This window comes from Burkholderia sp. BCC1977 (assembly GCF_905339595.1).
Lineage (GTDB): Bacteria > Pseudomonadota > Gammaproteobacteria > Burkholderiales > Burkholderiaceae > Burkholderia.
On sequence record NZ_CAJPGQ010000027.1, the window covers coordinates 1 to 22,601 of the forward strand.

At 69.5% G+C, this 22,601-nt stretch carries 21 protein-coding genes; 11 read left to right on the forward strand and 10 right to left on the reverse strand.

Going from position 1 to position 22,601, the window contains the following annotated elements; translation table 11 throughout:
• Positions 1–152: 152 nt before the first annotated feature.
• The gene (locus U5771_RS21720; protein ID WP_322025885.1) at positions 153–380 is read right to left on the reverse strand and encodes a hypothetical protein; all 228 of its coding nucleotides are present in this window, start codon (positions 378–380) and stop codon (positions 153–155) included.
• 306 nt (positions 381–686) lie between these two features.
• Here U5771_RS21720 and U5771_RS21725 point away from each other — a divergent pair, with 306 nt between their 5' ends.
• Complete coding sequence (locus tag U5771_RS21725; RefSeq protein ID WP_322025886.1) at positions 687–1,409, forward strand: haloacid dehalogenase type II; 723 nt, start codon at positions 687–689, stop codon at positions 1,407–1,409.
• A gap of 25 nt (positions 1,410–1,434) precedes the next feature.
• Here the strand turns inward: U5771_RS21725 and U5771_RS21730 are convergent, their stop codons facing one another.
• On the reverse strand, positions 1,435–1,710 hold the full coding sequence (locus U5771_RS21730) for a hypothetical protein (protein ID WP_322025887.1): 276 nt from the start codon (positions 1,708–1,710) through the stop codon (positions 1,435–1,437).
• A gap of 143 nt (positions 1,711–1,853) precedes the next feature.
• Positions 1,854–2,807 carry a LysR family transcriptional regulator gene (locus tag U5771_RS21735; protein ID WP_322025888.1) on the reverse strand — a complete coding sequence of 318 codons (954 nt, stop codon included), beginning with the start codon at positions 2,805–2,807 and terminating at the stop codon, positions 1,854–1,856.
• A 154-nt stretch (positions 2,808–2,961) separates the two neighbouring features.
• On the opposite strand from U5771_RS21735, the gene U5771_RS21740 reads away from it, so the two are divergent.
• The 3 genes from U5771_RS21740 (at position 2,962) to mmsB (ending at position 6,829) form a co-directional block, all read left to right on the forward strand.
• Positions 2,962–4,281, forward strand: coding sequence for an MFS transporter (locus tag U5771_RS21740; protein WP_322025889.1), 1,320 nt, complete (start codon positions 2,962–2,964; stop codon positions 4,279–4,281).
• A gap of 114 nt (positions 4,282–4,395) precedes the next feature.
• Positions 4,396–5,922 carry a CoA-acylating methylmalonate-semialdehyde dehydrogenase gene (locus U5771_RS21745; RefSeq protein ID WP_322025890.1) on the forward strand — a complete coding sequence of 509 codons (1,527 nt, stop codon included), beginning with the start codon at positions 4,396–4,398 and terminating at the stop codon, positions 5,920–5,922.
• A 16-nt stretch (positions 5,923–5,938) separates the two neighbouring features.
• Entirely contained in the window at positions 5,939–6,829 is an 891-nt protein-coding gene (gene mmsB / locus U5771_RS21750; RefSeq protein ID WP_322025891.1) for a 3-hydroxyisobutyrate dehydrogenase, read from the forward strand.
• A gap of 112 nt (positions 6,830–6,941) precedes the next feature.
• Here mmsB and U5771_RS21755 read toward each other — a convergent pair whose 3' ends face one another.
• The 4 genes from U5771_RS21755 to U5771_RS21770 all read right to left on the reverse strand — a co-directional run bounded on the left by U5771_RS21755 (position 6,942) and on the right by U5771_RS21770 (position 11,816).
• Positions 6,942–7,274 carry a hypothetical protein gene (locus tag U5771_RS21755; RefSeq protein WP_322025892.1) on the reverse strand — a complete coding sequence of 111 codons (333 nt, stop codon included), beginning with the start codon at positions 7,272–7,274 and terminating at the stop codon, positions 6,942–6,944.
• A 232-nt stretch (positions 7,275–7,506) separates the two neighbouring features.
• The gene (locus U5771_RS21760; protein ID WP_322025893.1) at positions 7,507–9,960 is read right to left on the reverse strand and encodes a c-type cytochrome; all 2,454 of its coding nucleotides are present in this window, start codon (positions 9,958–9,960) and stop codon (positions 7,507–7,509) included.
• Entirely contained in the window at positions 9,950–10,456 is a 507-nt protein-coding gene (locus U5771_RS21765) for a (2Fe-2S)-binding protein (RefSeq protein ID WP_322025894.1), read from the reverse strand. The genes U5771_RS21760 and U5771_RS21765 overlap by 11 nt, the downstream gene beginning before the upstream one ends.
• Positions 10,457–10,652: 196 nt before the next feature.
• A complete protein-coding gene (locus U5771_RS21770) occupies positions 10,653–11,816 on the reverse strand; it encodes an FAD-dependent monooxygenase (protein WP_322025895.1) in 1,164 nt (387 codons plus the stop codon).
• 298 nt (positions 11,817–12,114) lie between these two features.
• On the opposite strand from U5771_RS21770, the gene U5771_RS21775 reads away from it, so the two are divergent.
• The 5 genes from U5771_RS21775 (at position 12,115) to U5771_RS21795 (ending at position 17,975) form a co-directional block, all read left to right on the forward strand.
• Positions 12,115–12,867, forward strand: coding sequence for an Asp/Glu racemase (locus U5771_RS21775; RefSeq protein WP_322025896.1), 753 nt, complete (start codon positions 12,115–12,117; stop codon positions 12,865–12,867).
• A gap of 27 nt (positions 12,868–12,894) precedes the next feature.
• Complete coding sequence (locus U5771_RS21780) at positions 12,895–13,725, forward strand: alpha/beta hydrolase (protein ID WP_322025897.1); 831 nt, start codon at positions 12,895–12,897, stop codon at positions 13,723–13,725.
• 44 nt (positions 13,726–13,769) lie between these two features.
• Positions 13,770–14,810, forward strand: a complete 1,041-nt coding sequence (locus U5771_RS21785) for a 2,5-dihydroxypyridine 5,6-dioxygenase (protein ID WP_322025898.1) — start codon at positions 13,770–13,772, stop codon at positions 14,808–14,810.
• A gap of 19 nt (positions 14,811–14,829) precedes the next feature.
• Complete coding sequence (locus U5771_RS21790; protein WP_322025899.1) at positions 14,830–15,477, forward strand: isochorismatase family protein; 648 nt, start codon at positions 14,830–14,832, stop codon at positions 15,475–15,477.
• Between the two features lie 218 nt (positions 15,478–15,695).
• The gene (locus tag U5771_RS21795; RefSeq protein ID WP_322025900.1) at positions 15,696–17,975 is read left to right on the forward strand and encodes a xanthine dehydrogenase family protein molybdopterin-binding subunit; all 2,280 of its coding nucleotides are present in this window, start codon (positions 15,696–15,698) and stop codon (positions 17,973–17,975) included.
• A gap of 36 nt (positions 17,976–18,011) precedes the next feature.
• On the opposite strand, the gene U5771_RS21800 is transcribed toward U5771_RS21795, so the two are convergent.
• Complete coding sequence (locus U5771_RS21800; protein WP_124488416.1) at positions 18,012–18,458, reverse strand: MarR family winged helix-turn-helix transcriptional regulator; 447 nt, start codon at positions 18,456–18,458, stop codon at positions 18,012–18,014.
• A gap of 535 nt (positions 18,459–18,993) precedes the next feature.
• Between U5771_RS21800 and U5771_RS21805 the strand changes: the two genes are divergently transcribed.
• The gene (locus U5771_RS21805) at positions 18,994–20,301 is read left to right on the forward strand and encodes an MFS transporter (RefSeq protein WP_322025901.1); all 1,308 of its coding nucleotides are present in this window, start codon (positions 18,994–18,996) and stop codon (positions 20,299–20,301) included.
• 425 nt (positions 20,302–20,726) lie between these two features.
• Complete coding sequence (locus U5771_RS21810; RefSeq protein ID WP_322025902.1) at positions 20,727–21,491, forward strand: DUF4397 domain-containing protein; 765 nt, start codon at positions 20,727–20,729, stop codon at positions 21,489–21,491.
• Between the two features lie 54 nt (positions 21,492–21,545).
• Here U5771_RS21810 and U5771_RS21815 read toward each other — a convergent pair whose 3' ends face one another.
• Together U5771_RS21815 and U5771_RS21820 are read right to left on the reverse strand one after the other, a co-directional pair.
• Positions 21,546–22,094 carry a DUF3005 domain-containing protein gene (locus U5771_RS21815; protein WP_322025903.1) on the reverse strand — a complete coding sequence of 183 codons (549 nt, stop codon included), beginning with the start codon at positions 22,092–22,094 and terminating at the stop codon, positions 21,546–21,548.
• A gap of 208 nt (positions 22,095–22,302) precedes the next feature.
• Complete coding sequence (locus U5771_RS21820) at positions 22,303–22,569, reverse strand: hypothetical protein (RefSeq protein WP_322025904.1); 267 nt, start codon at positions 22,567–22,569, stop codon at positions 22,303–22,305.
• Positions 22,570–22,601: the final 32 nt, after the last annotated feature.

Genomic DNA, 22,601 nt, shown 5'->3' on the forward strand with positions numbered 1-22,601 from the left:
TTGCGGCCTGCCCGCCCGCACGGGCAGCGATTCCGGTGCGAACGCGACACGCATCGACGCCGGAATCGCGACCGGTGTGCCCGGTCCGACCCATGCGAGCTGCGCGACATGACCCGCCCGAGCCGCCCGGCCCGGGCGGGCGACGACGCTACCTAGACCACGTGGTAGCTTGCCGACGGATACGCCGTCTCCAGCGCGGCCCTGAGATCCGCGTCGGACGCCGTGGCCGACGTGAAGGCGGCCGTCGTGGTGCTCGCGGTGTAGGCCAGCGTCACGGCCCACGTCGGATGGTCCTCGTTGAGGTTGTCGCGCGTGGCTTGCGCGCTGAGCGCGCTCGGGCCGCCGTCCGGATTGAACCCGTAGACTGAAATGGTCGGCATGGCATGTCCTTGTCGGTTGGTTGAGGAACGCCGCCGGCACGCACCGGCGACCTGCCCAGCGTAGGCGCCGCGCACGCGGGCCGGAATGTGCCGAAGGTCATGGCCGAAGGCCCGTGACTGGCGCTGCAACACCGGCTTCCCCCGCCCTCCCCGTCATGCACCCTCGATGCCGCACCGCGCGCCGCCAGCGCGACGACGCAGCGAGCCGCCTTCGCGGATACGTGATTCAATGTCATTCGAACCGGCGTCGCGCGTAGCCGCCACGGTGCGCGTCGCGTCCCCCTCGACCGACCTTCACGGAATCCCATGACGAACCCTGCCGACATCAAGGCGCTCGTTTTCGACGTGTTCGGAACGATCGTCGACTGGAGAAACGGCGTCGCGCGCGAAGCCACCGAGTTCCTGGCGCGCCATGCGCCGGATCGCGATCCGTTCGAATTCGCCGATACGTGGCGCCGCGAATATGCGCCGTCGATGGAGGAAATCCGCAGCGGGCGCCGGCGCTACGTGCGGCTCGACGTGCTGCATCGCGAGAACCTCGTGCGCACGCTCGACCGCTACGGGATCGACGGCGTGCCCGACGCGGAGATCGACGCGCTCAACCTTGCGTGGCACCGGCTCGATCCGTGGCCCGATTCCGTCGCGGCGCTGCAGCGGCTGAAACGGCGCTACGTGATCGCACCGCTGTCGAACGGCAATATCCGGCTGATGGTCGACGTCGCGAAGCACGGGGGCCTGCCGTGGGACGCGATTCTCGGCGCCGAAGTCGCGCACGCATACAAGCCGTCGCCGAAGGTCTATACCGAAGCGGTCGAGATTCTCGGTCTCGAGCCGGCCGAGCTGTGCCTGGTCGCCGCGCACAACGGCGATCTGGCCGCCGCGCGGCAACTCGGGCTCGCGACCGCGTTCGTGCTGCGGCCGACCGAGCATGGGCCGAACCAGACGACGGACCTGAAAGCCGACGACGCGTGGGACTTCGACGTCGAGGATCTCCACGCGCTCGCGGACCGGCTCGGTTGCGCGCGTTGACGCCGACCGCGTGCGCGGATGGCGGTCACGACGTGAACGTGCAGGTCGTCACCGCGGCCCGATTGCGTTCGTTGTTGTAGCTGATCGTCGTGATCGGATTGGCGTCGTCGAACCACGTCGGCGCGAGTGTCGCGACTTCGATGACATAGGGCCGGTCGGCAAAGCCAGTCTGTTGCTTCACGCTCGTGATCTTCATGCCGACACGGCCCATGCTGCCGCTTCCGCTGATGGTCTGGCCGACCGCGAGCCCCGTGGGGTCGGCGTCGGCCGCGATGATCAGGATTGCTGTCTTCTTTTTCATGGCACACCTCCGGATGACGGGAAACGCGGGACACCGGGCCGCCACATGCGCGCCCGCCCCGCGAAGTCACTATGTCAAACCGGCACGCGGCACGAAATCCATCAAGCGACACGGGACGAATCGCCCGTGACACACCGCTGCGCTCAATCCCCGACGAATCGCAACGCCTCCGACTCCCCCATCAGCAACGCCCGGTTCGCGTCCGCCGCCGCGCGCAGGTAATCCCACAGCGCCGTCACGCGCCGCAGCTTGCGCAGGTCCTCGCGACACGTCAGCCAGAAGCAGCGCGTGACCACCACGTCGTCCGGCAGCACCGGCACCAGCGCCGGCTGCGTGGCCGCCATGAAGCACGGCAGGATCGCGAGCGCGCCGCCCTGCAGCGCCGCGAACACCTGCGCGATCACGCTCGTCGTGCGCAGCCCGGCCGTCGCGCCGGGCACCGCGCGCTCCAGGTACAACAACTCGCTGCTGAACGCGAGATCGTCGACGTAGCTGATGAACGCATGCCGCGCGAGATCGTCGGTGCAGTCGATCGGTGGATGGTTCGCCAGATAGTCGCGCGTCGCGTAGAGCCGCAACTGGTAGTCGCACAGCTTCGTGACCACGTAGGGCCCGCGTTCGGGCCGCTCGAGCGTGATCGCGAGGTCGGCCTCGCGCTTCGGCAGGTTGACGAAATGCGGGACCGGCAGCAGGTCGACCGTCACGTGCGGGTGCGCGACGCGAAACCGCGCGAGCTGCGGCGCGAGGAAAAAGCAGCCGAACCCTTCGGTCGACCCGATCCGCACGTGGCCCGACAGCGCCTCGCCGGTGTTCGCGACCTGGTCGCACGCAGACTGCACGGTCGTCTCCATCGCGTCCGCATACGCGACGAGGCGCTGCCCCTCGGCCGTCAGCGTGAAGCCGCCGGAACGCGACTTGTCGAACAGCAGCGTGCCCATCGCGGTCTCGAGCGCGCGAATGCGCCGCGCGACGGTCGTGTAGTCGACCCCGAGCCGCTTCGCCGCCCCGCTCGCGCGCTGCGTGCGGGCGACTTCGAGGAAGAAGCGCAGGTCGTCCCAGTTCAGGTTGCCGGAAACCGGCTCGGTGGCGTGTCGCATCGGCGGGAAAAAGCAGGCGTCTCGGGGCCGGCCGTCGATATGCATAAATGCACATCCAACCGGTTTTCTTGTCGGTACATCATGGATCCGCGCATAACTATACTCGACCGTGACCTGCGGACCATGAGCCGCGGGCAATAAATTCGGAGACACCATGCAGACGCGATCCACCCTCGATGAGCATGCAGCCATCGCGACGCCGGCGCCCGCCCGCACCGCGAGGCACTACCTGCTGGCCGGCTGGGCCAGCATGGCCGGCACCACGATCGAGTGGTACGACTTCTTCCTCTACGGCACCGCCGCCGCGCTCGTGTTCAACCGCATCTTCTTCCCGTCGCTGGACCCGGTCGTCGGCACGCTCGCCGCGTTCGGCACGTTCGCGGTCGGCTTCATCGGCCGGCCGATGGGCGGCATCGTGTTCGGCCACTTCGGCGACCGCATCGGCCGCAAGTCGATGCTGATGATCACGCTGCTGCTGATGGGCGTGCCGAGCATGATCATCGGGCTGATTCCGTCGTACGACCGGATCGGCTACTGGGCCGCCGCACTGCTGATCGCGATGCGCTTCCTGCAGGGGATGGCGGTCGGCGGCGAATGGGGCGGCGCGGTGCTGATGGCCGTCGAGCACGCGCCGCAGGGCCGCAAGGGGCTGTTCGGCAGCCTGCCGCAGACGGGCGTCGGGCTCGGGCTGATCCTGTCGTCGGTCGCGATGGCCGCGGTGGCCGCGCTGCCGGACGCCGACATGCTGTCGTGGGGCTGGCGCGTGCCGTTCCTCGCGAGCATCGCGCTGGTCGGCCTCGGCTGGTTCATCCGCGCGAAGGTGCCGGAATCGCCGGACTTCGAGAAGATGCAGCGCCAGGGCAAGGCCGAGAAGTCGCCGGTAACGGCCGCGCTGCGCCGCCATCCGCGCGAGGTGCTGACGATCGTCGGCGCGCGCGCCGCCGAGAACACGTGGTTCTACATGGTGGTCACGTTCGCGCTCGCGTATGCGACGCAGCAGCTGCATCTGCCGAAGGCCGACATGCTGCACGCGATCACGGCCGGCGCCGCGCTGTCGCTCGTCACGATGCCGCTGTGCGGGCATCTGAGCGACCGCATCGGCCAGCGCCGGATGTTCGCGATCGGCCTCGTGCTGATGTGCGCGTTCGCCGCGCCGTTCTTCATGATGCTCGGCACGCAGCAGACCTCGTACGCATGGTGGGCGATCGTGCTCGGCCTCGGCGTCGTGTTCCCGATTCTCTATGCGCCGGAGTCGCTGCTGTTCGCGCAGCAGTTCCCGGCGGAGATCCGCTACAGCGGCATCTCGCTGTCGGTGCAGCTCGCCGGCGTGATCGGCGGCGGCTTCGCGCCGATGATCGCGACGTCGCTGCTCAAGGCCGGCGGCGGCCAGCCGCACTACGTGATCGCGTACCTCGTCGGCTTCGGCGTGTTCGCGCTCGCCTGTACCGCGCTGATGCGGCCGGCGCGCGCATGAGCGCACCGGCCCGCATCGCGCCGATTCCTCTTCGACCTGCCGTCCGCCGTGGCTGAACGCGCGGCGGACGCGAGTCCCCCTTTTTCTTCGCCACACCGTTTCCCGGAGAATTCCATGAACGCCGCAGTTCCCCAGACCACCCTCGCCCTGCCCACCGCCAAGCTGCTGATCGACGGCGCGTTCGTCGAATCGCAAAGCACCGAATGGGGCGACATCGTCAACCCCGCGACGCAGGAAACGATCGGCCGCGTGCCGTACGCGACGCTCGACGAGGTCGATGCCGCGATCGCATCCGCGCAGCGCGCGTTCCAGACCTGGAAGACGACGCCGATCGGCGCGCGGCTGCGCATCATGCTGAAGTTCCAGGACCTGGTGCGCCGCAATCTCGAACGGATCGCGCACACGCTGACGGCCGAGCAAGGCAAGACGCTGCCCGACGCGCAGGGCGACATCTTCCGCGGCCTCGAAGTGGTCGAGCATGCGTGCTCGATCGGCACGCTGCAGCAAGGCGAATTCGCGGAGAACGTCGCGGGCGGCGTCGATACCTACACGCTGCGCCAGCCGATCGGCGTGTGCGCGGGCATCACGCCGTTCAACTTCCCCGGCATGATCCCGCTGTGGATGTTCCCGATGGCGATCGTGTGCGGCAACACGTTCGTGCTGAAGCCGTCGGAGCAGGATCCGCTGTCGACGATGCAGCTCGTCGAGCTCGCGATCGAGGCCGGCGTGCCGCAGGGCGTGCTGAACGTCGTGCACGGCGGCAAGGCCGTGGTCGATCGTCTCTGCACGCACCCGGACATCAAGGCGATCTCGTTCGTCGGCTCGACGCGCGTCGGCACGCACGTGTACAACCTCGGCAGCCAGCACGGCAAGCGCGTGCAGTCGATGATGGGCGCGAAGAACCACGCGGTCGTGCTGCCCGATGCGCACCGCGAGCAGTCGATCAACGCGCTGGTCGGCGCGGGCTTCGGCGCGGCCGGCCAGCGCTGCATGGCGACCTCGGTCGTCGTGCTGGTCGGCCGCGCGCGCGACTGGCTGCCCGATCTGGTCGAGAAGGCGAAGGCGCTGAAGGTTAATGCGGGCGCCGAGGCCGGCACCGACGTCGGCCCGGTCGTGTCGAAGGCCGCGAAGGCACGCATCCTGTCGCTGATCGACGCGGGCGTGAAGGAAGGCGCGACGCTGCTGCTCGACGGCCGCGACGTGGCGGTGCCGGGCTACGAGCACGGCAACTTCGTCGGCCCGACGATCTTCTCGGGCGTGACGACCGACATGTCGATCTATACGGAAGAAATCTTCGGGCCGGTGGTGGTCGTGCTCGAAGCCGACACGCTCGACGACGCGATCGCGCTCGTCAACCGCAACCCGATGGGCAACGGCGTGGGTCTGTTCACGCAGAGCGGCGCGGCCGCGCGCAAGTTCCAGAGCGAGATCGACGTCGGCCAGGTCGGCATCAACATCCCGATCCCGGTGCCGGTCCCCTACTTCAGCTTCACCGGCTCGCGCGGCTCGAAGCTCGGCGATCTCGGTCCGTACGGCAAGCAGGTCGTGCAGTTCTATACGCAGACCAAGACGGTCACCGCGCGCTGGTTCGACGACGATGCGACAGCCGGCGGCGTGAACACGACGATCGCGCTGCGCTGATACAGGAAGCCTGCACATGGAAATCGCATTCATCGGGCTCGGCAACATGGGCGGCCCCATGGCCGCCAACTTGCTCAAGGCCGGTCACGCGCTGACGGTGTTCGACCTCGACGCACAGGCGGTCGACGCCGCGGTGCGCGCGGGCGCGACGGCGGCGGCGTCGCCACGTGACGCGGCCGCCCGCGCATCGCTGGTCATCACGATGCTGCCGGCCGCGCAGCACGTGCGCGCGGTCTACCTCGGCGACGACGGCGTGCTGGCCGGCGCACGCGCCGGCGCGACGTTCGTCGACTGCAGCACGATCGACCCGGGCACCGTGCGCGCGGTGGCCGAGGCCGCCGCGCAGCGCGACTTCCCGCTCGCCGACGCGCCGGTGTCGGGCGGCACCGGCGGCGCGCAGGCCGGCACGCTGACCTTCATGGTCGGCGCGGCAGGCGCGTTGTTCGAACGCATCCGTCCGGTGCTGCTCGACATGGGGAAGAACGTCGTGCACTGCGGCGGCACGGGCACCGGGCAGATCGCGAAGATCTGCAACAACCTGCTGCTCGGGATCTCGATGATGGGCGTGTCGGAAGCGATGGCGCTCGGCGCCGCGCTCGGCATCGATCCGGCCGTGCTGGCCGGCATCATCAACACGTCGACCGGCCGCTGCTGGAGTTCGGACACGTACAACCCGTACCCGGGCGTGAACGACGCGGCGCCCGCCGCGCGCGGCTACGCGGGCGGTTTCGCCGCGAACCTGATGCTGAAGGATCTCGGACTCGCGACCGAAGCCGCGCGCAATGCACGGCAGCCGGTGTGGATGGGCGCGCTCGCGCAGCAGCTCTATCAGTCGATGAGCCAGCAGGGGCTCGGCACGCTCGACTTCTCCGCGTGCGTGAAGCTGTACGAAGCGCAGCCCGCGTAACGCAGCCGACGGACGTGCGCCGACCCGCGATGCCCGTCAACGGCATCGCGGGTCGGTTCACATCCGGAGCAGCGCGGGCGCGGAGACGACGGCCGCGCGGGCGACGCGGCGCTTACCCGCGCGGGTTCGACGCCGTCTCGAAGGTCGGATGACACTCGAACGCGAGTTCGGAGCGCGCGTCGACGCGACGGCCAGCGGTCACCGACTCCTGCTTCAGGCTCGCGCGCATGCCGCGCTGAGTGCAGTAGCTGGCGGCTTCGTTGACGGCTTTTTCATGGGCGTCGGCCCACGTCGTCGACACGCCGAGCGTGCGCGTCGTCACGGTGAAGACGTTCGGGTTCGACGTCGTGGTCACGTCGGAAGCGGTCGAACACGCGGCGAGCAAGCATGCAGCAGCAGCGATGGTCAACCCTCGCAGGGATCGAAAAGGTACAGGGATGGACATGGGGGGCAAGCGCACGTCGATTCGACGGCATTGAGCAACATAGGCGACAGTATGCCTGCCCGATCGCCGGAGATCATGCCCTTTTCGATGAACACATTGTTTCGAATGGTTAAACGATGACGCGCCACCGGCAAGATTTACGGCCTGCGGCGCGCCCGCCGTTGCGCCACGTGTCGCTTTTCCCGGTTGCCGCGCGGTATCGGGCCATCCATCGGCATCGCCGGTGCGCCGGTCAGTGCGCGCGCGCGTGCCGGATTCTCGCCGATGCGTCCTCCAGATTCCGCCACGTCGGTTGGCCGGGCGCATAGCGCGCGCGGATGTACGCGGCGAGCTCGGCCATCTGCCGATCGTCGAACGCGTCGCGGAAGCCCGGCATGTAGCCGAGCCCGTCGGTGGCCGGATGGTCGATCCCGTCGTGCAGCACGCGCAGCAGGTTGTCGGGCGCCGCCTGGCTGACGCTCGTGTTCAGCCCCATCAGCGGACGCACGCCGAAATGCCCGACCCCGCCCGATTCCGCGTGACAGACCGCGCACGCGGCGTCGAACGCGCGCCGGCCGCTCTCGAGGCCGAGCGTCGCGACGGCTTCCGCACCGTGCGCATGGCGGGTCGCCGCGTCGGCGGCCGCGGCCGCATCGACGGGCGGCGACAGCGAGGTCAGATAGTGGGCAATCGCCCGGACATCGGATACCGGCAGCGCCGCGAGCCCCGCGACGACCGGCGCCATCGGCCCGGCCGCGACGCCGTGCTGCGCGGAGAAGCCGGTGCGCAGGTAGTCGAACAATGCGCCTTCGGTCCACGGCACCGGCGACGCCGGCGACGCGACGAGCGGCGGCGCGACCCAGCCCTCGGCCTCGCCGCCGGCCAGGTACGCGCGCCCGCCCCGTTCCGCGCCGAGCGCGTTGCGCGGCGTATGGCACGCGCCGCAGTGTCCGGCGCCGTCGACCAGATATTTGCCGCGATTCCACATCGCGGAGCGCGCCGGGTCCGGCGCGAACGGCCGCGCGTCGTGAAACAGCCCGTTCCATCCGGCGACGAGGCGCCGCTGGTCGAGCGGAAACGGCAGCTTCGTCTTCGGCGGCGCATGCTTCACCGGCGGCTGCGACATCAGGTACGCGTAGAGCGCGAGCAGGTCGGGCTCGCTCAGCTTCGCGAACGCGGTGTACGGAAACGCCGGATACAGATGCGAGCCGTCGCGGCCGATGCCTTCGCGCATCGCGCGCGCGAACGCCGGATACGACCATGCGCCGATACCGGTTTCCGGATCGGGTGTGATGTTGGTCGTGTAGATCGTGCCGAACGGCGTGTCGAGCGCGAGACCGCCCGCGTTGGTCGCGCCGCCGGGTGCGGTATGGCAGACCGCGCAATCGCCGGCGAGCGCGATCAGGCGGCCGCGCGCGAGCGTCGCCGCGCTCCACATCGCGCTGTCCGCGCCGCCGGGTGCGATGGGTGCGATCGACGCCGGGCCCGGCAGGATCGCGCAGGCCAGCCCGATCAGCCCGCCGACCACCCCGCCCACGCCACCGCCGGCCAGCCAGCGGCGCCAGCGCGACGACGCACGGCGCGGCGTGCCGGAACGGCGCTCACCTGAAGCAACCGGCTCCGGCCGGGCCAGCGCGTCGCGAATGCGCGCGGGGTCGAACGGCGGTGCGCGAAAACGCACGCCCGTCGCGTCATACAGCGCATTCGCGATCGCGGCCGCGGCCGGCGCGGCCGCCTGTTCGATCCGTTGTGCGTCATATGCCGACAGCGACCGGGCGTGACCGGCGTTTGGCGCTGCGTCGTCGAACGCAACGAGTTCATGCGCGAGCGCGTCCGGCGCGGCATCGCCGCCGGTCTCGTCATGCGCCGGCCGCGCGGACAGCCGCGCGCCCATCACGCGTGAAATCGCCGCCTCGATCTGCCACGCGGGCAAGCCCGCCATCGACGCGTGCCCGGGCTCGCCCGCGCCCTGCCCGGCGACGACGCGGCGCACCGCGACGTCGCCCGTCGTGCGATCGACGTCGAGATCGACGACCCACGCGGACCAGTGCGGGGGGACGTCACGGTCCGCATCGGCTTGCGGGTGTTCGTCCGCGGACGGCGCATCGAGCGCACCCGCACCGTCGAATGCAAAGCCGCGCCCGCTGAGGCGGTCGTGCGCCGGCGCACGGGCCGCGGCCGGTTCGCCCCACGCGGCGCGCTGGCTGACCATCCGGATGATCTCGCGCGGCCCCGCATCGTGCGACGCATCGAGATGCTGCAGACGCAATGCGACCGGATCGCGCTTCAGCGTACCGGCCAGTTCGTCGACGAACGATTCGCGCGCGAATGCGTGTGCATGGCCGGGAATCGCGTGGTGGACGTCGGCCATCTCGATCGACGTCCGCGCATGTCGATAGACGAACGGCGACGACGACGCAATCGATGCTCCACCCGCCGCCGCCGGACGCTGCGCATCGGGTGTCGCGGGTGTCGCGCCGGCCTGCGCGCGATAGCGCCACGTCGTCATCCGCCCATCGGCGGCGGTCCGTGTTTCGACATCGAACGACGCCTGCGCACGCGCATCGCCGAGCGGCCATGCGTAGCGCGCGCGGTGCATGTGCGCCGCGTCGTCCGCACGCCGCGCCGAACCGGCCGTCACGTCATCGCGCCGCACCTCGTTCGCAGCGGCTTCGGGCTGCGCGGGCACGCTCGGGTCATGCTTCATCGCCGTCGTCCCGCAGATAGCGCGCGGCCCGATGCACCGCGCGGAGGATCTCCAGATGCGTGCCGCAGCGGCAAAGATTGAAGCGCAGCGCGTCGCGGATCGCCGCGTCGTCCGGCGACGGGTTGCGGTCGAGCAGCGCCTTCGTGCTCATGATCATCCCGTTCAGGCAATAGCCGCACTGCGCGGCCTGCTCGTCGATGAACGCACGCTGGATCGGATGCGGCGCGTCGCGCGCGCCGAGCCCTTCGAGGGTCGTCACGTCGCGGCCGTTCGCGGCGGCGGCCGGCACGACGCACGCACGCGTCGCCTGTCCGTCGACCAGCACCGTGCAGGCGCCGCACTGCCCGAACCCGCAGCCGTACTTCGGGCCGTTGAGCGCGCAGTCGTTGCGCAGGACCAGCAACAGCGGCGCGTCGGGCGCGGCAGCGGCGAACGTGTGCGGCGTGCCGTTCACGCGAAATGCGAGCGGCCGCGACGGGGAAGCGGGATGGGACATGAATGGATCCGGAATGCGGGGCGCGGGCCGGAAGACCGGCGGGCCGGGACCTGGGACCGGCGGCGGGCACGGCCGCCGGCTCGCGACGGCCGGCGTCGCGCACACCGCTCACGTATAACACGCCGAAATGCGCGCGTACCGCCGCGTCGATCCCCGATACGGCGGCGCGGCATCCGGCGCGGACACCGCGTGCGCGTCAGGCGACGGCCGCCACGCCGCCGCGCGACGGCGACGGCGACACGAGCGGCACGTCGAACACGTCGTAGCCGAACACCCATGCCGGATCCTCGTTGGTGCGCAGCCACGTGTTGTTGTGCGACACGCGCTGCACCTTCGACGCGCGCGCCGCGCGGTTCGCCTCGTACAGCGCGAACGCGCCCGCGTAATCGCCGATGCCGACTTCGTCGAGACAGCGCGCGAGCATCGCCGCATCCTCGATTGCCATCGCCGCGCCCTGCGCCATGTGCGGCTTCATCGGATGGCATGCATCGCCGAGCAATACGAGACGGCCGCGGCTCCACAGCGGCAGCGGATCGCGTTCGAGCAACGGCCACTTGGTGATCGACGGCGACACGTCGATCAGATGCTGGATGTCGGCGTGGAAACCGGCGAACGCCTCGCGCATTTCATCGCGGCTGCTGTCGACCATCGACACGCCTTCCGGCCACTCGGCCTGCGGCACGCCGGTCACGTAGTAGTACTCGTCGCGCTTCTCGGTCACGTAGTAGACCATCATGTGGCGATCCTCCGACCACCACTTCACGCACATGTCGTACGGCTTGTTGCCGAGCAGCGATGCCGGGAACACCGCGCGATGCGCGACGTAGCCCGTATAGCGCGGCGGCTCCGCGCCGAGCAGGTGCTCGCGGATCCGCGAATTCACGCCGTCCGCGCCGATCACGATGTCGGCCGTCTCGACGCTGCCGTCGGTGAACGTCAGGCGCACCGCGTCGCCCGTGTCCTCCACCGACGCGAGTCGCTTGCCGAAGCGGATCGTGCCGGGCGTCACCGCCTGCGTCATCAGCGCATGGAAGTCGCCGCGATGCACGGTCAGGTAGCTCGCGCCGTAGTGCTGGCGCGCGTAGTCGCCGAGCGGAATTTGCGACAGCACGTCGGCCGTCTGCCAGTCGCGGCTGTACCAGCAATCCGGGTGCGAACCCATGGTCTCCAGCGCGTCCTCGCAGCCGATGCGCCGCATGATCTTCATCACGTTCGGGCCGAGATGAATGCCCGCGCCGAGGCGCGAGAACGCCGGCGCCTGCTCGTACAGCGCGACGTCGTAGCCGCCGCGCTGCAGCAGCGCCGCGGCGGCCGTGCCGCCGAGGCCGGCGCCGATGATTGCGATACGGGGTTTGCTCATGCGGATCTCCTGATCGTGGGCCCGTCGCCGAACACGGCACGAGAACGGGCGGATTGAATGGCGTTTATGTAGCGTACACACTCCATTTATTCAGGACAAGGGGATTATTCCCGGTCGCCGCCTCATTCGGGAAAACACCAATAAATCCTGAATAACACCCGTACAAAAACGATACGCATCCGGATGAAATCATTTTGACCCATTGTCATTTTCAAATGTACACACTAGACTTTGCTCGAAACCAGGCGATCCCGCGCCAGCGGGCCGCCCCACCCTTACCGACACGGAGCCTCCCGTCATGAGCAAGACCTACCGCATCGGCCAGATCGTGCCGAGTTCCAACACGACGATGGAAACCGAGATTCCCGCGATGCTGCGGTTGCGCGAGGCGATCCGCCCCGAGCGCTTCACGTATCACTCGAGCCGGATGCGGATGAAGAAGGTGGTCAAGGAAGAACTCGCGGCGATGGACGCCGAATCCGACCGCTGCGCGGTGGAACTGAGCGATGCGCGCGTCGACGTGCTCGGCTACGCGTGCCTCGTCGCGATCATGGCGATGGGCCACGGCTATCACCGCGTATCGCAGGCGCGCCTCACGAAGCACACGGCCGACAACGGCGCGCAGGCGCCAGTGCTGACGAGCGCGGGCGCGCTCGTCGATGCGCTGAAGGTGATCGGCGCGAAGCGCATCGTGGTGGTCGCGCCGTACATGCTGCCGCTGACCGAGCTCGTGGTCGACTACATCCGCAACGAAGGCTATGAAGTGATCGCGTACCGCGCGCTCGAGATTCCCGACAACCTCGACGTCGGCCGTCACGACCCGGCGCGCCTGCCCGACATCGTGAAGACGCTGCCGTACCAGGACGCCGATGCGATCGTGCTGTCCGCGTGCGTGCAGATGCCGTCGCTGCCGGCCGTCGCGAAGGTCGAGGCGATGACGGGCAAGCCCGTGATCACCGCCGCGATCGCGACGACCTACGCGATGCTGCGCGAACTCGATCTCGAACCGATCGTGCCCGGCGCCGGCGCGCTGCTGTCCGGCGCGTACTGAGCGCCGCCGCCACTTCGGAGCCTCTCCATGTCCTCGACTTTCCTGTACGGCGCGAACGTCCGCGCCAACGGCATCCGTCAGCACTATCTGCGCTACGGCGGCGCGTCGGGCGCACGCGCGTCACGCCCGGCCATCGTGCTGATTCCCGGCATCACGAGCCCCGCGATCACATGGGGCTTCGTCGGCGAAATCTTCGGCGCGGCGTTCGACATCTATGTGCTCGACGTGCGCGGGCGCGGGCTGTCCGACGCGTCGGCGTCGCTCGACTATGGCCTCGATGCGCAGGCCGACGACATCGCGGCGCTCGTCGCCGCACTCGGCCTGCCGCGCACGAGCCTCGTCGGCCATTCGATGGGCGCACGGATCGCCGCGCGTGCGGCGCGGCGCGACATCCGCGGGCTCGAATCGGTCGTGCTCGTCGATCCGCCCGTGTCGGGCCCGAACCGCCGCGACTATCCGGGCAAGCTGCCGTGGTACATCGACTCGATGGCGCTCGCGCGCGCCGGCACCGATGCCGAAGGGATGCGCGCGTTCTGCCCGACCTGGACCGATGCCGAGCGGCAACTGCGCGCCGAATGGCTGCATACCTGCGACGAGCGCGCGGTGCGCGCCTCCTACGAAGGCTTCCACACCGACGACTTCCACGCGGACGCCGCGCAACTGGCCGTGCCGTCGCTGCTGATCACGGCCGAGCGCGGCGACGTGGTGCGCGACGACGACGTCGCCGAACTGCAGCGCGCGACGCCGTCGATGCGGCACGTGCGCGTGCCCGATGCCGGCCACATGATTCCGTGGGACAACGCGGCGGGCTTCTACGCGGCGTTCGGCGACTTCCTCGGCGCGCCGCTCGCGGCCTGACGCCGCCTCGCCCCTTTTCCTTCACGCCTTTACCGGAGCCGACGATGCCAGTCAGCGACTATCAACTGATCGACGCGTGGAAGCAGGTGCTCACGCTGTCGCGCCTCGAACCGGGCCAGACCGTCACGATCCTGACGAGCGCGGCCACTCACCCGCAGACGCTGTCGTGCGCGCTGATCGCAACGCAATCGATGGGCGCGGTCGTCAACCGGCTCGACCTGCCGCCGGTGAACGGCGAAAAGGCCTTCAGCCGCGACCCGCTCGCCTATCTCGGCACGACGCCGCTGACCGGCAACCGCGCCGCAATCGCCGCATTGCGCGAGAGCGACCTCGTGCTGGACCTGATGACACTGCTGTTCTCGCCCGAGCAGCACGACATCCTGAAGTCCGGCACGAAGATCCTGCTCGCGGTCGAGCCGCCCGAGGTGCTGGTGCGGATGGTGCCGACGCTGGCCGACCGCACGCGCGTGCTCGGCGCCGCGAAGAAAATCGCCGCCGCGCGCGAGATGCGCGTGACCTCGGCGGCCGGCACCGCGCTCGTGTGCCCGCTGGGCGATTTCCCGCCGACCGCCGAATACGGCTTCGTCGACGCGCCGGGCCGCTGGGACCACTGGCCGAGCGGTTTCGCGCTGACCTTCCCGAACGACCGCACCGCGCGCGGCACGATCGTGATCGATCGCGGCGACATCCTGCTGCCGCAGAAGCACTACGTGAGCGAGCCGATCGCGCTGACCGTCGAAGGCGGTTATGCGACGCGCATCGAAGGCGGCGTCGATGCCGACCTGCTGCGCGACTACATGGAAACCTTCGCGGACCCGGAAGGCTATGCGATCTCGCACATCGGCTGGGGGCTGCAGCCGCGTGCGCGCTGGTCGACGCTCGGCCTGTACGACCGCGAGGCGACGATCGGGATGGATGCGCGCGCGTTCGAAGGCAACTTCCTGTTCTCGCTCGGCCCGAACAACGAAGGCGGCGGCAGCCGCACGACCACCTGCCACATCGACATCCCGCTGCGCCGCTGCACGGTCGAGCTCGACGGCGAGACCGTCGTGCGCGACGGCCGCGTGACCGACCAACCTGCCTGATAGACGAGTGCCCGACACCATGACCGATCTTTCCCGCCACGCCGAAGCGAACGTCTACCGTCAGCAGGGTTTCGGCACGCCGCTGCCGCCGCACGGCAACATCGGGCTGCTGATCGTCGACTTCGTGGTCGGCTTCGCCGATCCCGCGACGTTCGGCGGCGGCAACATCGCGCCGGCGATCGCGCGCACGACGCGGGCGCTCGCGCTCGCGCGCGAACGCGGCTGGCCCGTCGCGCACAGCCGCATCGTGTACGCGGACGACGGCAGCGACGACAACGTGTTCTCGCTGAAGGTGCCCGGCATGGCGACACTGACCGAGCACCATCCGAACAGCGCGATCGTGCCCGAACTCACGCCGGCCGCCGGCGAACTCGTCGTGCGCAAGACCGTGCCGTCGGCGTTCTTCGGCACACAGCTCGCGCCGTGGCTCGCGCAGCGCGCGGTGCAGACGCTGCTCGTCGCCGGCGCGGTGACGAGCGGCTGCGTGCGCGCGAGCGTGGTCGACGCGATGTCGCACGGGTTCCGTCCGCTCGTGCTCGCCGATTGCGTCGGCGATCGCGCGATCGCGCCGCACGACGCGAACCTGTTCGACATGCAGCAGAAATACGCAGCCGTGATGCCGCTCGACGATGCGATCGCGGCGATCAATGCCGTGCACCCGCGCTGAGCCGCCGCGCCGCGCGGGTGGGACGAACGGCAGCCGTACCCGCGCCGGCGCGCGATTGACGCTGCGCTTTTGGCGACCTAGATTGACCGCGTGCGCCATCGCGCTCGCTCGAGCCGTCGCCCCGTGCGCGGCCAGCGGCGCCCGCGCGCCGCAGCCGGTGTGACCGGCCGCCGGCCGCCGGCCGCGGGTCGCGCCCTCCCCGACAGGACACCTGAACCGTGAACCGCTCCGAACTGCTTGCGCGCGACGGCTGCCTGACCGTGATCCGGCCGCCCGCGCCGCCCATCAAGCCGGCGCCCGGCCAGCCGGGCAGCCTGTCGTCGTACGTGCCGACGCTGCCCGAAGTGTTCGTCGCGATTCTCGACGACGGACGCATCCTCGCGTTCAACGGCCACGTCGACCTCGGCACCGGCATTCGCACGTCGCTCGCGCAGATCGTGGCCGAGGAACTCGACGTGCCGGCCGCGCGCGTGACGATGGTGCTCGGCGATACGGCCGCGACGCCGAACCAGGGTCCGACCATCGCGAGCGCGACGATCCAGATTTCGGCGACGCCGCTGCGCTGCGCGGCCGCGCAGGCGCGCCACGCGCTGCTGGCGCTGGCCGCCGAGCGCTTCGGCGTCGACCTCGCGCAACTGAGCATCGACGACGGAACGATCTCCGCGCCGGCATACGGACACACAGCGACATTCGCCGCGCTCGTCGCGGCGCGCCGCATCGCGCTGACGCTCGACCTGAACGCCCGCACGAAGGACCCCGCCCGCTACCGGATCGTCGGCCGATCGTCGCCGCGCGTCGACCTGCCCGCGAAGGCCACCGGCCAGCTCACGTTCGTGCACGACATGCGCGTGCCGGGCATGCTGCACGGCCGCGTCGTGCGGCCGCCGTATGCGGGCCACGACAGCGGTGCGTTCGTCGGCACGTCGCTGGTCGACGTCGATCGCGCGTCGGTCGCCGACGTGCCGGGGCTGGTGGCGGTCGTGGCGATCGGCGACTTCGTCGGCGTCGTCGCCGAGCGCGAGGAACACGCGATCCGCGCGGCACGCCAGCTGCGCGTCACGTGGCGGCCGCATCCCGCGCTGCCGCCGCTCGACACGCCTGCGGCCGCGATCGCCGCCGCGCCCGCGCGACGCCGCGTGCTACTGGACGAAGGCGACGTCGAAGCGGCCCGCACGCAACCCGACACCATCACGCTGTCGCGCACCTATGCGTGGCCGTTCCAGATGCACGGCTCGATCGGCCCGTCGTGCGCGCTCGCCGACTACCGCGCGCCCGGCGACGGCCGCATCACCGTATGGTCCGGCACGCAGAACCCCGTGTCGCTGCGCTATGACCTCGCGACGCTCGTGGCACGCGACGAAGCCGATTTCGACATCGTGCGAATGGAAGCAGCCGGCTGCTACGGCCGCAACGGCGCGGACGACGTATGCGGCGACGCGCTGCTGCTGTCGCGCGCGGTCGGCCGCCCGGTGCGCGTGCAGCTGTCGCGCGCGGACGAGCATCTGTGGGAACCGAAGGGCGCCGGGCAGCTGATGCAGGTGACGGGCACCGTGACGCGCGACGGCCGCCTGCTCGGCTACGACTTCACGACGCGCTACCCGTCGAACGACGCACCGCTGCTCGCGACGCTCCTGACCGGCGCGATCGCGCCCGAACCGCGCGTGTTCGAGATGGGCGACCGCACGGCCGTATCGCCTTACGAAAGCCCGAACCGCCGCTTCGTCTGCGAGGATCTGGCGCCGCTCGTGCGTGCATCGTGGCTGCGCGGCGTGTCGGCGTTGCCGAACTCGTTCGCGCACGACGCATTCGTCGACGAATGCGCGGTGCTGGCCGGCATCGATCCGCTCGCGTTCCGGCTTCGGCATCTCCAGGACACGCGCGCGATCGAACTGCTGCGGGCCGTGGCCGATCGCGCGGGCTGGACGCCGCGCGCGGGCCGCGGGAATGAACCTGAAGCGTCGCGCGTCGTCCGTGGACGCGGCATCGCCTACGCGCGCTACGTCCACAGCCGCTTCCCCGGTTTCGGCGCGGCCTGGTCCGCATGGATCGTCGACCTGAGCGTCGATCGCGTGTCGGGCGAAATCCGCATCGAGCGCGTGACGGTCGGCCAGGACACCGGCACGATGATCAACCCCGACGGCGTGCGCCATCAGATCCACGGCAACGTGATCCAGGTATTGAGCCGCACGCTGAAGGAGCGCGTGCGGTTTGCCGACGGCAAGGTTGCATCGCGCGAATGGGCGAGCTATCCGATCCTGACGTTCGACGAAGTGCCGGACGTCGACGTGGTGTTGATGCCGCGGCAAGGCGAGCCGCCGCTCGGTGCGGGCGAATCGGCGTCGGTACCGGGGCCCGCCGCCGTCGCGAATGCGCTGTTCGATGCGACCGGCGTGCGCTTCCATGCGCCACCGTTCACGCCCGAGACGGTGCGCGCCGCGCTGCGCGAGGCCGGCCGGCTTCTCGGCGCCGCAGCGCCTGCCGCGGCAAGCGCCGTATAAGGCTGGTTGGGGTCGCGTGCTGGACGGCGCTGCGCGTCACGCGTCGCCGTCGGCCTCCATCATCTTGCGCAGCAGGTACTGCAATGCGACGCGTTCGCCCGGATTGAGCGGCCCGTACGTGCGCTCGGTCACCTGCCGCGCGAACGGCACCGTGCGGTCGATCAGCGCGAGGCCCGCCGCGGTCGCGCGTACGATCAGCTTGCGGCCGTCGTTCGGGTCGGGCAGCACCTCGATCAGCGCGCGTGTCTTCAACCGCTCGACGACGCCGCGAATGGTCGCCTGGTCGATCGCGGTCGCCTTCACGATGTCGTTCAGCGAACACGCCTGCTTTTCCTTGACCGCGCACAGCGCGACGAACTGTGCGGCCGTCAGGTCCGAATCGGGGATCGCTTCCTGGAAGATCGCAACGTGCCGCTGATAGGCGCGGCGCAGCAGGTGCCCGACCTGGTCGTGAAAGTCGTAGGAATCCTTGGAAGACGCCATGAAGATGAAGGCTCGCGCGGCATGAATGGGAAAGGCATGCAGTGTACACCCTCAAATCGACGCGATCGGTCGCGCGGCCGCCGCTTCATTGCGGTACGTCAGGGTTCGTCGCGCCCTTCCCGCGTCACGCCTGACGATCGCCTGACTGTGCTGGCCTGCTCACGGACATCGCCCCTGCAGCGCCCGCGGTGCCCGCCATCGGGCGGGCTGCCGGACGCAGGCTTTCCCACGGTCGAATCACTGGCATGCATACACTCCACTTTTGAGCGTATACGCACGAATTTCGTGCATCCACCGAACGCGAGACGACCATTCAGGTATGCGTATATTTCCAGATGAATTCCTAAAAAATACGTGACTTACCCGGTTTATCGGTCGACTCTCGAGCATCCATTTTCATGCCTGTGCGATTCCGTATTTTCTAGTGTGTACGCTATGTAATTGGCGTGCTATACAGACTCCAGCGCGCGGCGAACCTTCGCTCGCGTCGAACGGCCACCCACTTCATCCGTCACATTCGAACAGGGGCAATCCCATGTCTACCGCACACCCGAGCGCCGCCGTCTCCGCCGACGACACGCTGCACGGCGCGCTCTACCGCAAGGTCACGCTGCGCCTGATCACGCTGTTCTGCCTGTGCTATTTCGCGGCCTATCTCGACCGCATCAACATCGGGCTCGCGAAGCTGCAGATGCTCGACGCGCTGAAGTTCAGCGACACCGTGTACGGGCTCGGCGCGGGCCTGTTCTTCGGCGGCTACATCCTGTTCGAAGTCCCGAGCAACCTGGTGCTGCAGCGCGTCGGCGCGAAACTGTGGATCGCGCGGATCATGATCACGTGGGGCCTGCTGTCGGGCGCGACGATGTTCGTGCACACGCCGATGCAGTTCTACATCGTGCGCTTCCTGCTCGGCGCCGCCGAAGCCGGCTTCCTGCCCGGCGTGCTGCTGTACCTGACGCAGTGGTATCCCGATGCGCGCCGCGCGCGGATCGTCGCGCTGTTCATGGTCGGCCTGCCGCTGTCGAGCATGATCGGCAGCCCGATCTCCGGCTGGATCATGCGTGCGTTCGACGGCGCGCACGGGCTCGGCGGCTGGCAGTGGCTGTTCCTGCTCGAGGCATTGCCGTCGGTCCTGCTCGGCTTCGCGGTGCTGCGCTGGCTGCCCAACAGCATCGAGACCGCGCACTGGCTGAACGCCGACGAGAAGCGCACGCTGCGCGCGAACCTCGACGCCGACCCGTCGGGCAACAAGAGCCACGCGCTCGGCCGCGCGTTTTCCGATCCGAAGGTGTGGGCGCTCGGCCTCATCGACCTGTGCGTGCTGCTCGGGCTGTACGCGGTGAGCTTCTGGTTGCCGACGATCCTGCGCGATACCGGCGTGAAGGACGCGTATCACATCGGCTGGCTGATGGTGATCCCGAACGCCGCGGCCGTGCTCGCGACGCTGTATTGCGGCGCGAGCTCCGATCGTGCGCGCGAGCGCCGCTGGCATATCGTCGTGCCGTTCCTCGTGTCGGCCGTCGCGCTCGCATTTGCCGCCGCGTCGTCGCACGGCACGCTCGCGACCGTGCTGCTGTTCTCGCTGATCAACGCGGGCGCGGCCGCCGCGATGCCGGTCGTCTGGGCGCTGCCGTCCACGTTCCTGAAGGGCTCGGCCGCGGCCGGCGGGATCGCGTTCGCGTGCTCGATCGCGAACCTCGGCGGCTTCGGCAGCACCTACTTCATCGGCTGGCTGCGCGACACGTTCCATTCGCAAAGCGCGGGGCTGTACGGCTTCGCCGCGTGCATGCTGGTCGGTTGCGCGCTCGCGCTCGCGTATCCGGCGAAGCTCGTGAACCGTTGATTTTTCATGCGCGCGACGACGCCGTGTCGTCGCGCGCGATCTACGACTCTCCGCATCTCGACGCGCGCGCAACGATATTCGCGAAAGCCTCTCCTCGCCTTCCCGCCTCAACCGCAGCGCACACCGGTTGCCGTTTGAAACGCCTTTCCGGCACGCGTCGCTCGCGCGCTCGCCGCACCGCGTTTTTACAAGCACGTCACCCGACTCGCGCGATCCGGCACGGCATGCAGTTCCCTCCGTGCGCCGCATCCGCCGCCCCATGGGTGCCCGCGCCGATCGCGCCGCGCGGGCACATCGCTTGCGGCAACCACGCGCCCGCCACCCCGGCGGACGGCAATCCTTCCCTCAACCGGCGCTGCGCACCGCGCGACTCCTCGCGCGGCGATCCCGCATCGCAAGCAGGTTCCCCTGAACGCGAGGACGACATGAAATCCATACGAACGATAGTGGCCCTGTGCTCGGTCATTTCCGTACTCACGGCATGCGGCGGAGACGGCAACGACGTCGGCACCGAGCTCGGCATCTCGAAGCCGCAGGCGCGCTTCATCAACGCGGTGCCGGCCGGCCCGAATCTCGACTACTACCTGAATGCGAAGGTGGATGCATCGGGCGTCGCGTACAAGGGCGTGACCCGCTATCACGACATCGACTCAGGCACGCAGACGACGAGCTACGACGTTTCGGGCACGACCGCGACCGTCGCGTCGCAATCGTTCGGTGCGGCGAACGGCCATCACTACACGACGATCGCCTTGCCGAGCACGTCGTCGGCGATCTCCGTGATCGACGATCCGTACGCCAAGGGCCTGCTGTCCGACAAGGCGCGCGTGCGCAGCTTCAACGCGTCGCCGAACACGCAGAACGTCGACGTGTACGTCGTGCCGCCGGGCACCGACATCAACACGCAAAGCCCGACGCTGGCGGGCGCCGCGTACCAGAACGCCGTGCCGGCTTCCGGACAGGATTCCGTCTACCTGAACGGCGGCAACTACCAGGTGATCGTGACGACAGCCGGCAGCAAGTCGCCGATCCTGAAGACCGCGCCGGTCGCGATCAACAACAACGCCGACTGGCTGCTGGTGACGATTCCGTCGGGCGGCATCGGCGACGTGACGCCGAACGACATCCACGTACTCGTCGCGCAGGGCAACGATGCGGATACGTCCGCGCAGGAACTCGGCCCGCAATAACGGCCCTCGGCGGACCGACGGCCGGCGGTCCGCCCGGCAACCCTCGATACGTCGTCAGTCGCTCCGCTCGAGGCGGATCACGTGCTCGACCCGCGTGCCGTCGCCGTGCTCGACATCGACATCGCCGACATGCCGGACGCGCCAGCCCGGCCGGGTCGCAATCTGCGGCACGTTGCCACCCGGCCGGCTCTCGATGCCGCCGAGCCCTTCGTCGGGCGTCTCAACCGCGTCGTCGAGCGACGCATTCGAGTAGATCACGTTGTCGTGCCATTCGGTCGCGCCGCTGCGCGCCTCCATGCCCTTGCCGTCGACGTCGACCGTGTTGTCGGTCATCGCCATGTTCGCGTTGTCGAGCGTCACGATCCTGCCGCTGGCGCGACGCACCGGATCGCCGCTGTCGACCGCATGCGCGCCGACGTCGATCGGCGGCAGGCCGGTCGGCGTTTTCGCCGCGACGGCCTCCGGCGTCAGCGGCCGCTTCGTGACCTTGGCGGCCCGGGTCGCCGCATCGGGCATGCCGCCGGCCGCCGGCGTCTTCACCGGACGCTTCGCGATCGGTTCGCGCTGCTGTTTCGGGGTTGGGTTCGATTCCGCCTTCTGCATCGCACCTCCTGTTCCGGACGGCGTGCGCCGGCGGGATGCAGCCGGCGCCGGTCCGGGAATCGCTACAACGGTCCTTGCAAATCTTTCACGGGCACGGCGTCGCCCACGCGCGCCCTGCGACACGCGTGCCGCGCCGGCAGCCGTCCCGGCGGCGCGCGGGCGACCGGCACGCGGGCGACGGACCCGCGCACGCCGCCCGCGCCGACGGTCAGCCGCCGCTTGCGCCCGCGGGCGCGGAAGCAGCGCCCGGCATGCTCGCTGGGCCGCCGCTCATGCCGCTGCCTGCCGCGCCGCTGCCCGGCGTGCCCGCCGGCGCGGTGGACGGCGCCGGCGCCATGCCGCCGGTGGCGCTCGTTGAACTCCCGCCGGTGTCGCTCTCGCTCTTCTTCTGGCAACCCGCACCCGCCGCCAGGCCGGCGATCAGGATGCCGGCGAAGACGGCTCGCGATACGTGACGAATGGAATATCGCTGCATGACACCTCCGCTGATGTCGATTGGATGGAGAC

Coding starts and splice junctions, on each gene's coding strand:
- U5771_RS21740 (WP_322025889.1), top strand. CDS start 2,962: ATGCAGACGCGATCCACCCTCGATGAGCATGCAGCCATCGCGACGCCG.
- U5771_RS21745 (WP_322025890.1), top strand. CDS start 4,396: ATGAACGCCGCAGTTCCCCAGACCACCCTCGCCCTGCCCACCGCCAAG.
- U5771_RS21760 (WP_322025893.1), bottom strand. CDS start 9,960: ATGAAGCATGACCCGAGCGTGCCCGCGCAGCCCGAAGCCGCTGCGAAC.
- U5771_RS21805 (WP_322025901.1), top strand. CDS start 18,994: ATGTCTACCGCACACCCGAGCGCCGCCGTCTCCGCCGACGACACGCTG.
- U5771_RS21785 (WP_322025898.1), top strand. CDS start 13,770: ATGCCAGTCAGCGACTATCAACTGATCGACGCGTGGAAGCAGGTGCTC.
- U5771_RS21800 (WP_124488416.1), bottom strand. CDS start 18,458: ATGGCGTCTTCCAAGGATTCCTACGACTTTCACGACCAGGTCGGGCAC.
- U5771_RS21775 (WP_322025896.1), top strand. CDS start 12,115: ATGAGCAAGACCTACCGCATCGGCCAGATCGTGCCGAGTTCCAACACG.
- U5771_RS21780 (WP_322025897.1), top strand. CDS start 12,895: ATGTCCTCGACTTTCCTGTACGGCGCGAACGTCCGCGCCAACGGCATC.
- U5771_RS21725 (WP_322025886.1), top strand. CDS start 687: ATGACGAACCCTGCCGACATCAAGGCGCTCGTTTTCGACGTGTTCGGA.
- U5771_RS21815 (WP_322025903.1), bottom strand. CDS start 22,094: ATGCAGAAGGCGGAATCGAACCCAACCCCGAAACAGCAGCGCGAACCG.
- U5771_RS21810 (WP_322025902.1), top strand. CDS start 20,727: ATGAAATCCATACGAACGATAGTGGCCCTGTGCTCGGTCATTTCCGTA.
- U5771_RS21735 (WP_322025888.1), bottom strand. CDS start 2,807: ATGCGACACGCCACCGAGCCGGTTTCCGGCAACCTGAACTGGGACGAC.
- mmsB (WP_322025891.1), top strand. CDS start 5,939: ATGGAAATCGCATTCATCGGGCTCGGCAACATGGGCGGCCCCATGGCC.
- U5771_RS21770 (WP_322025895.1), bottom strand. CDS start 11,816: ATGAGCAAACCCCGTATCGCAATCATCGGCGCCGGCCTCGGCGGCACG.
- U5771_RS21730 (WP_322025887.1), bottom strand. CDS start 1,710: ATGAAAAAGAAGACAGCAATCCTGATCATCGCGGCCGACGCCGACCCC.
- U5771_RS21790 (WP_322025899.1), top strand. CDS start 14,830: ATGACCGATCTTTCCCGCCACGCCGAAGCGAACGTCTACCGTCAGCAG.
- U5771_RS21720 (WP_322025885.1), bottom strand. CDS start 380: ATGCCGACCATTTCAGTCTACGGGTTCAATCCGGACGGCGGCCCGAGC.
- U5771_RS21820 (WP_322025904.1), bottom strand. CDS start 22,569: ATGCAGCGATATTCCATTCGTCACGTATCGCGAGCCGTCTTCGCCGGC.
- U5771_RS21765 (WP_322025894.1), bottom strand. CDS start 10,456: ATGTCCCATCCCGCTTCCCCGTCGCGGCCGCTCGCATTTCGCGTGAAC.
- U5771_RS21755 (WP_322025892.1), bottom strand. CDS start 7,274: ATGTCCATCCCTGTACCTTTTCGATCCCTGCGAGGGTTGACCATCGCT.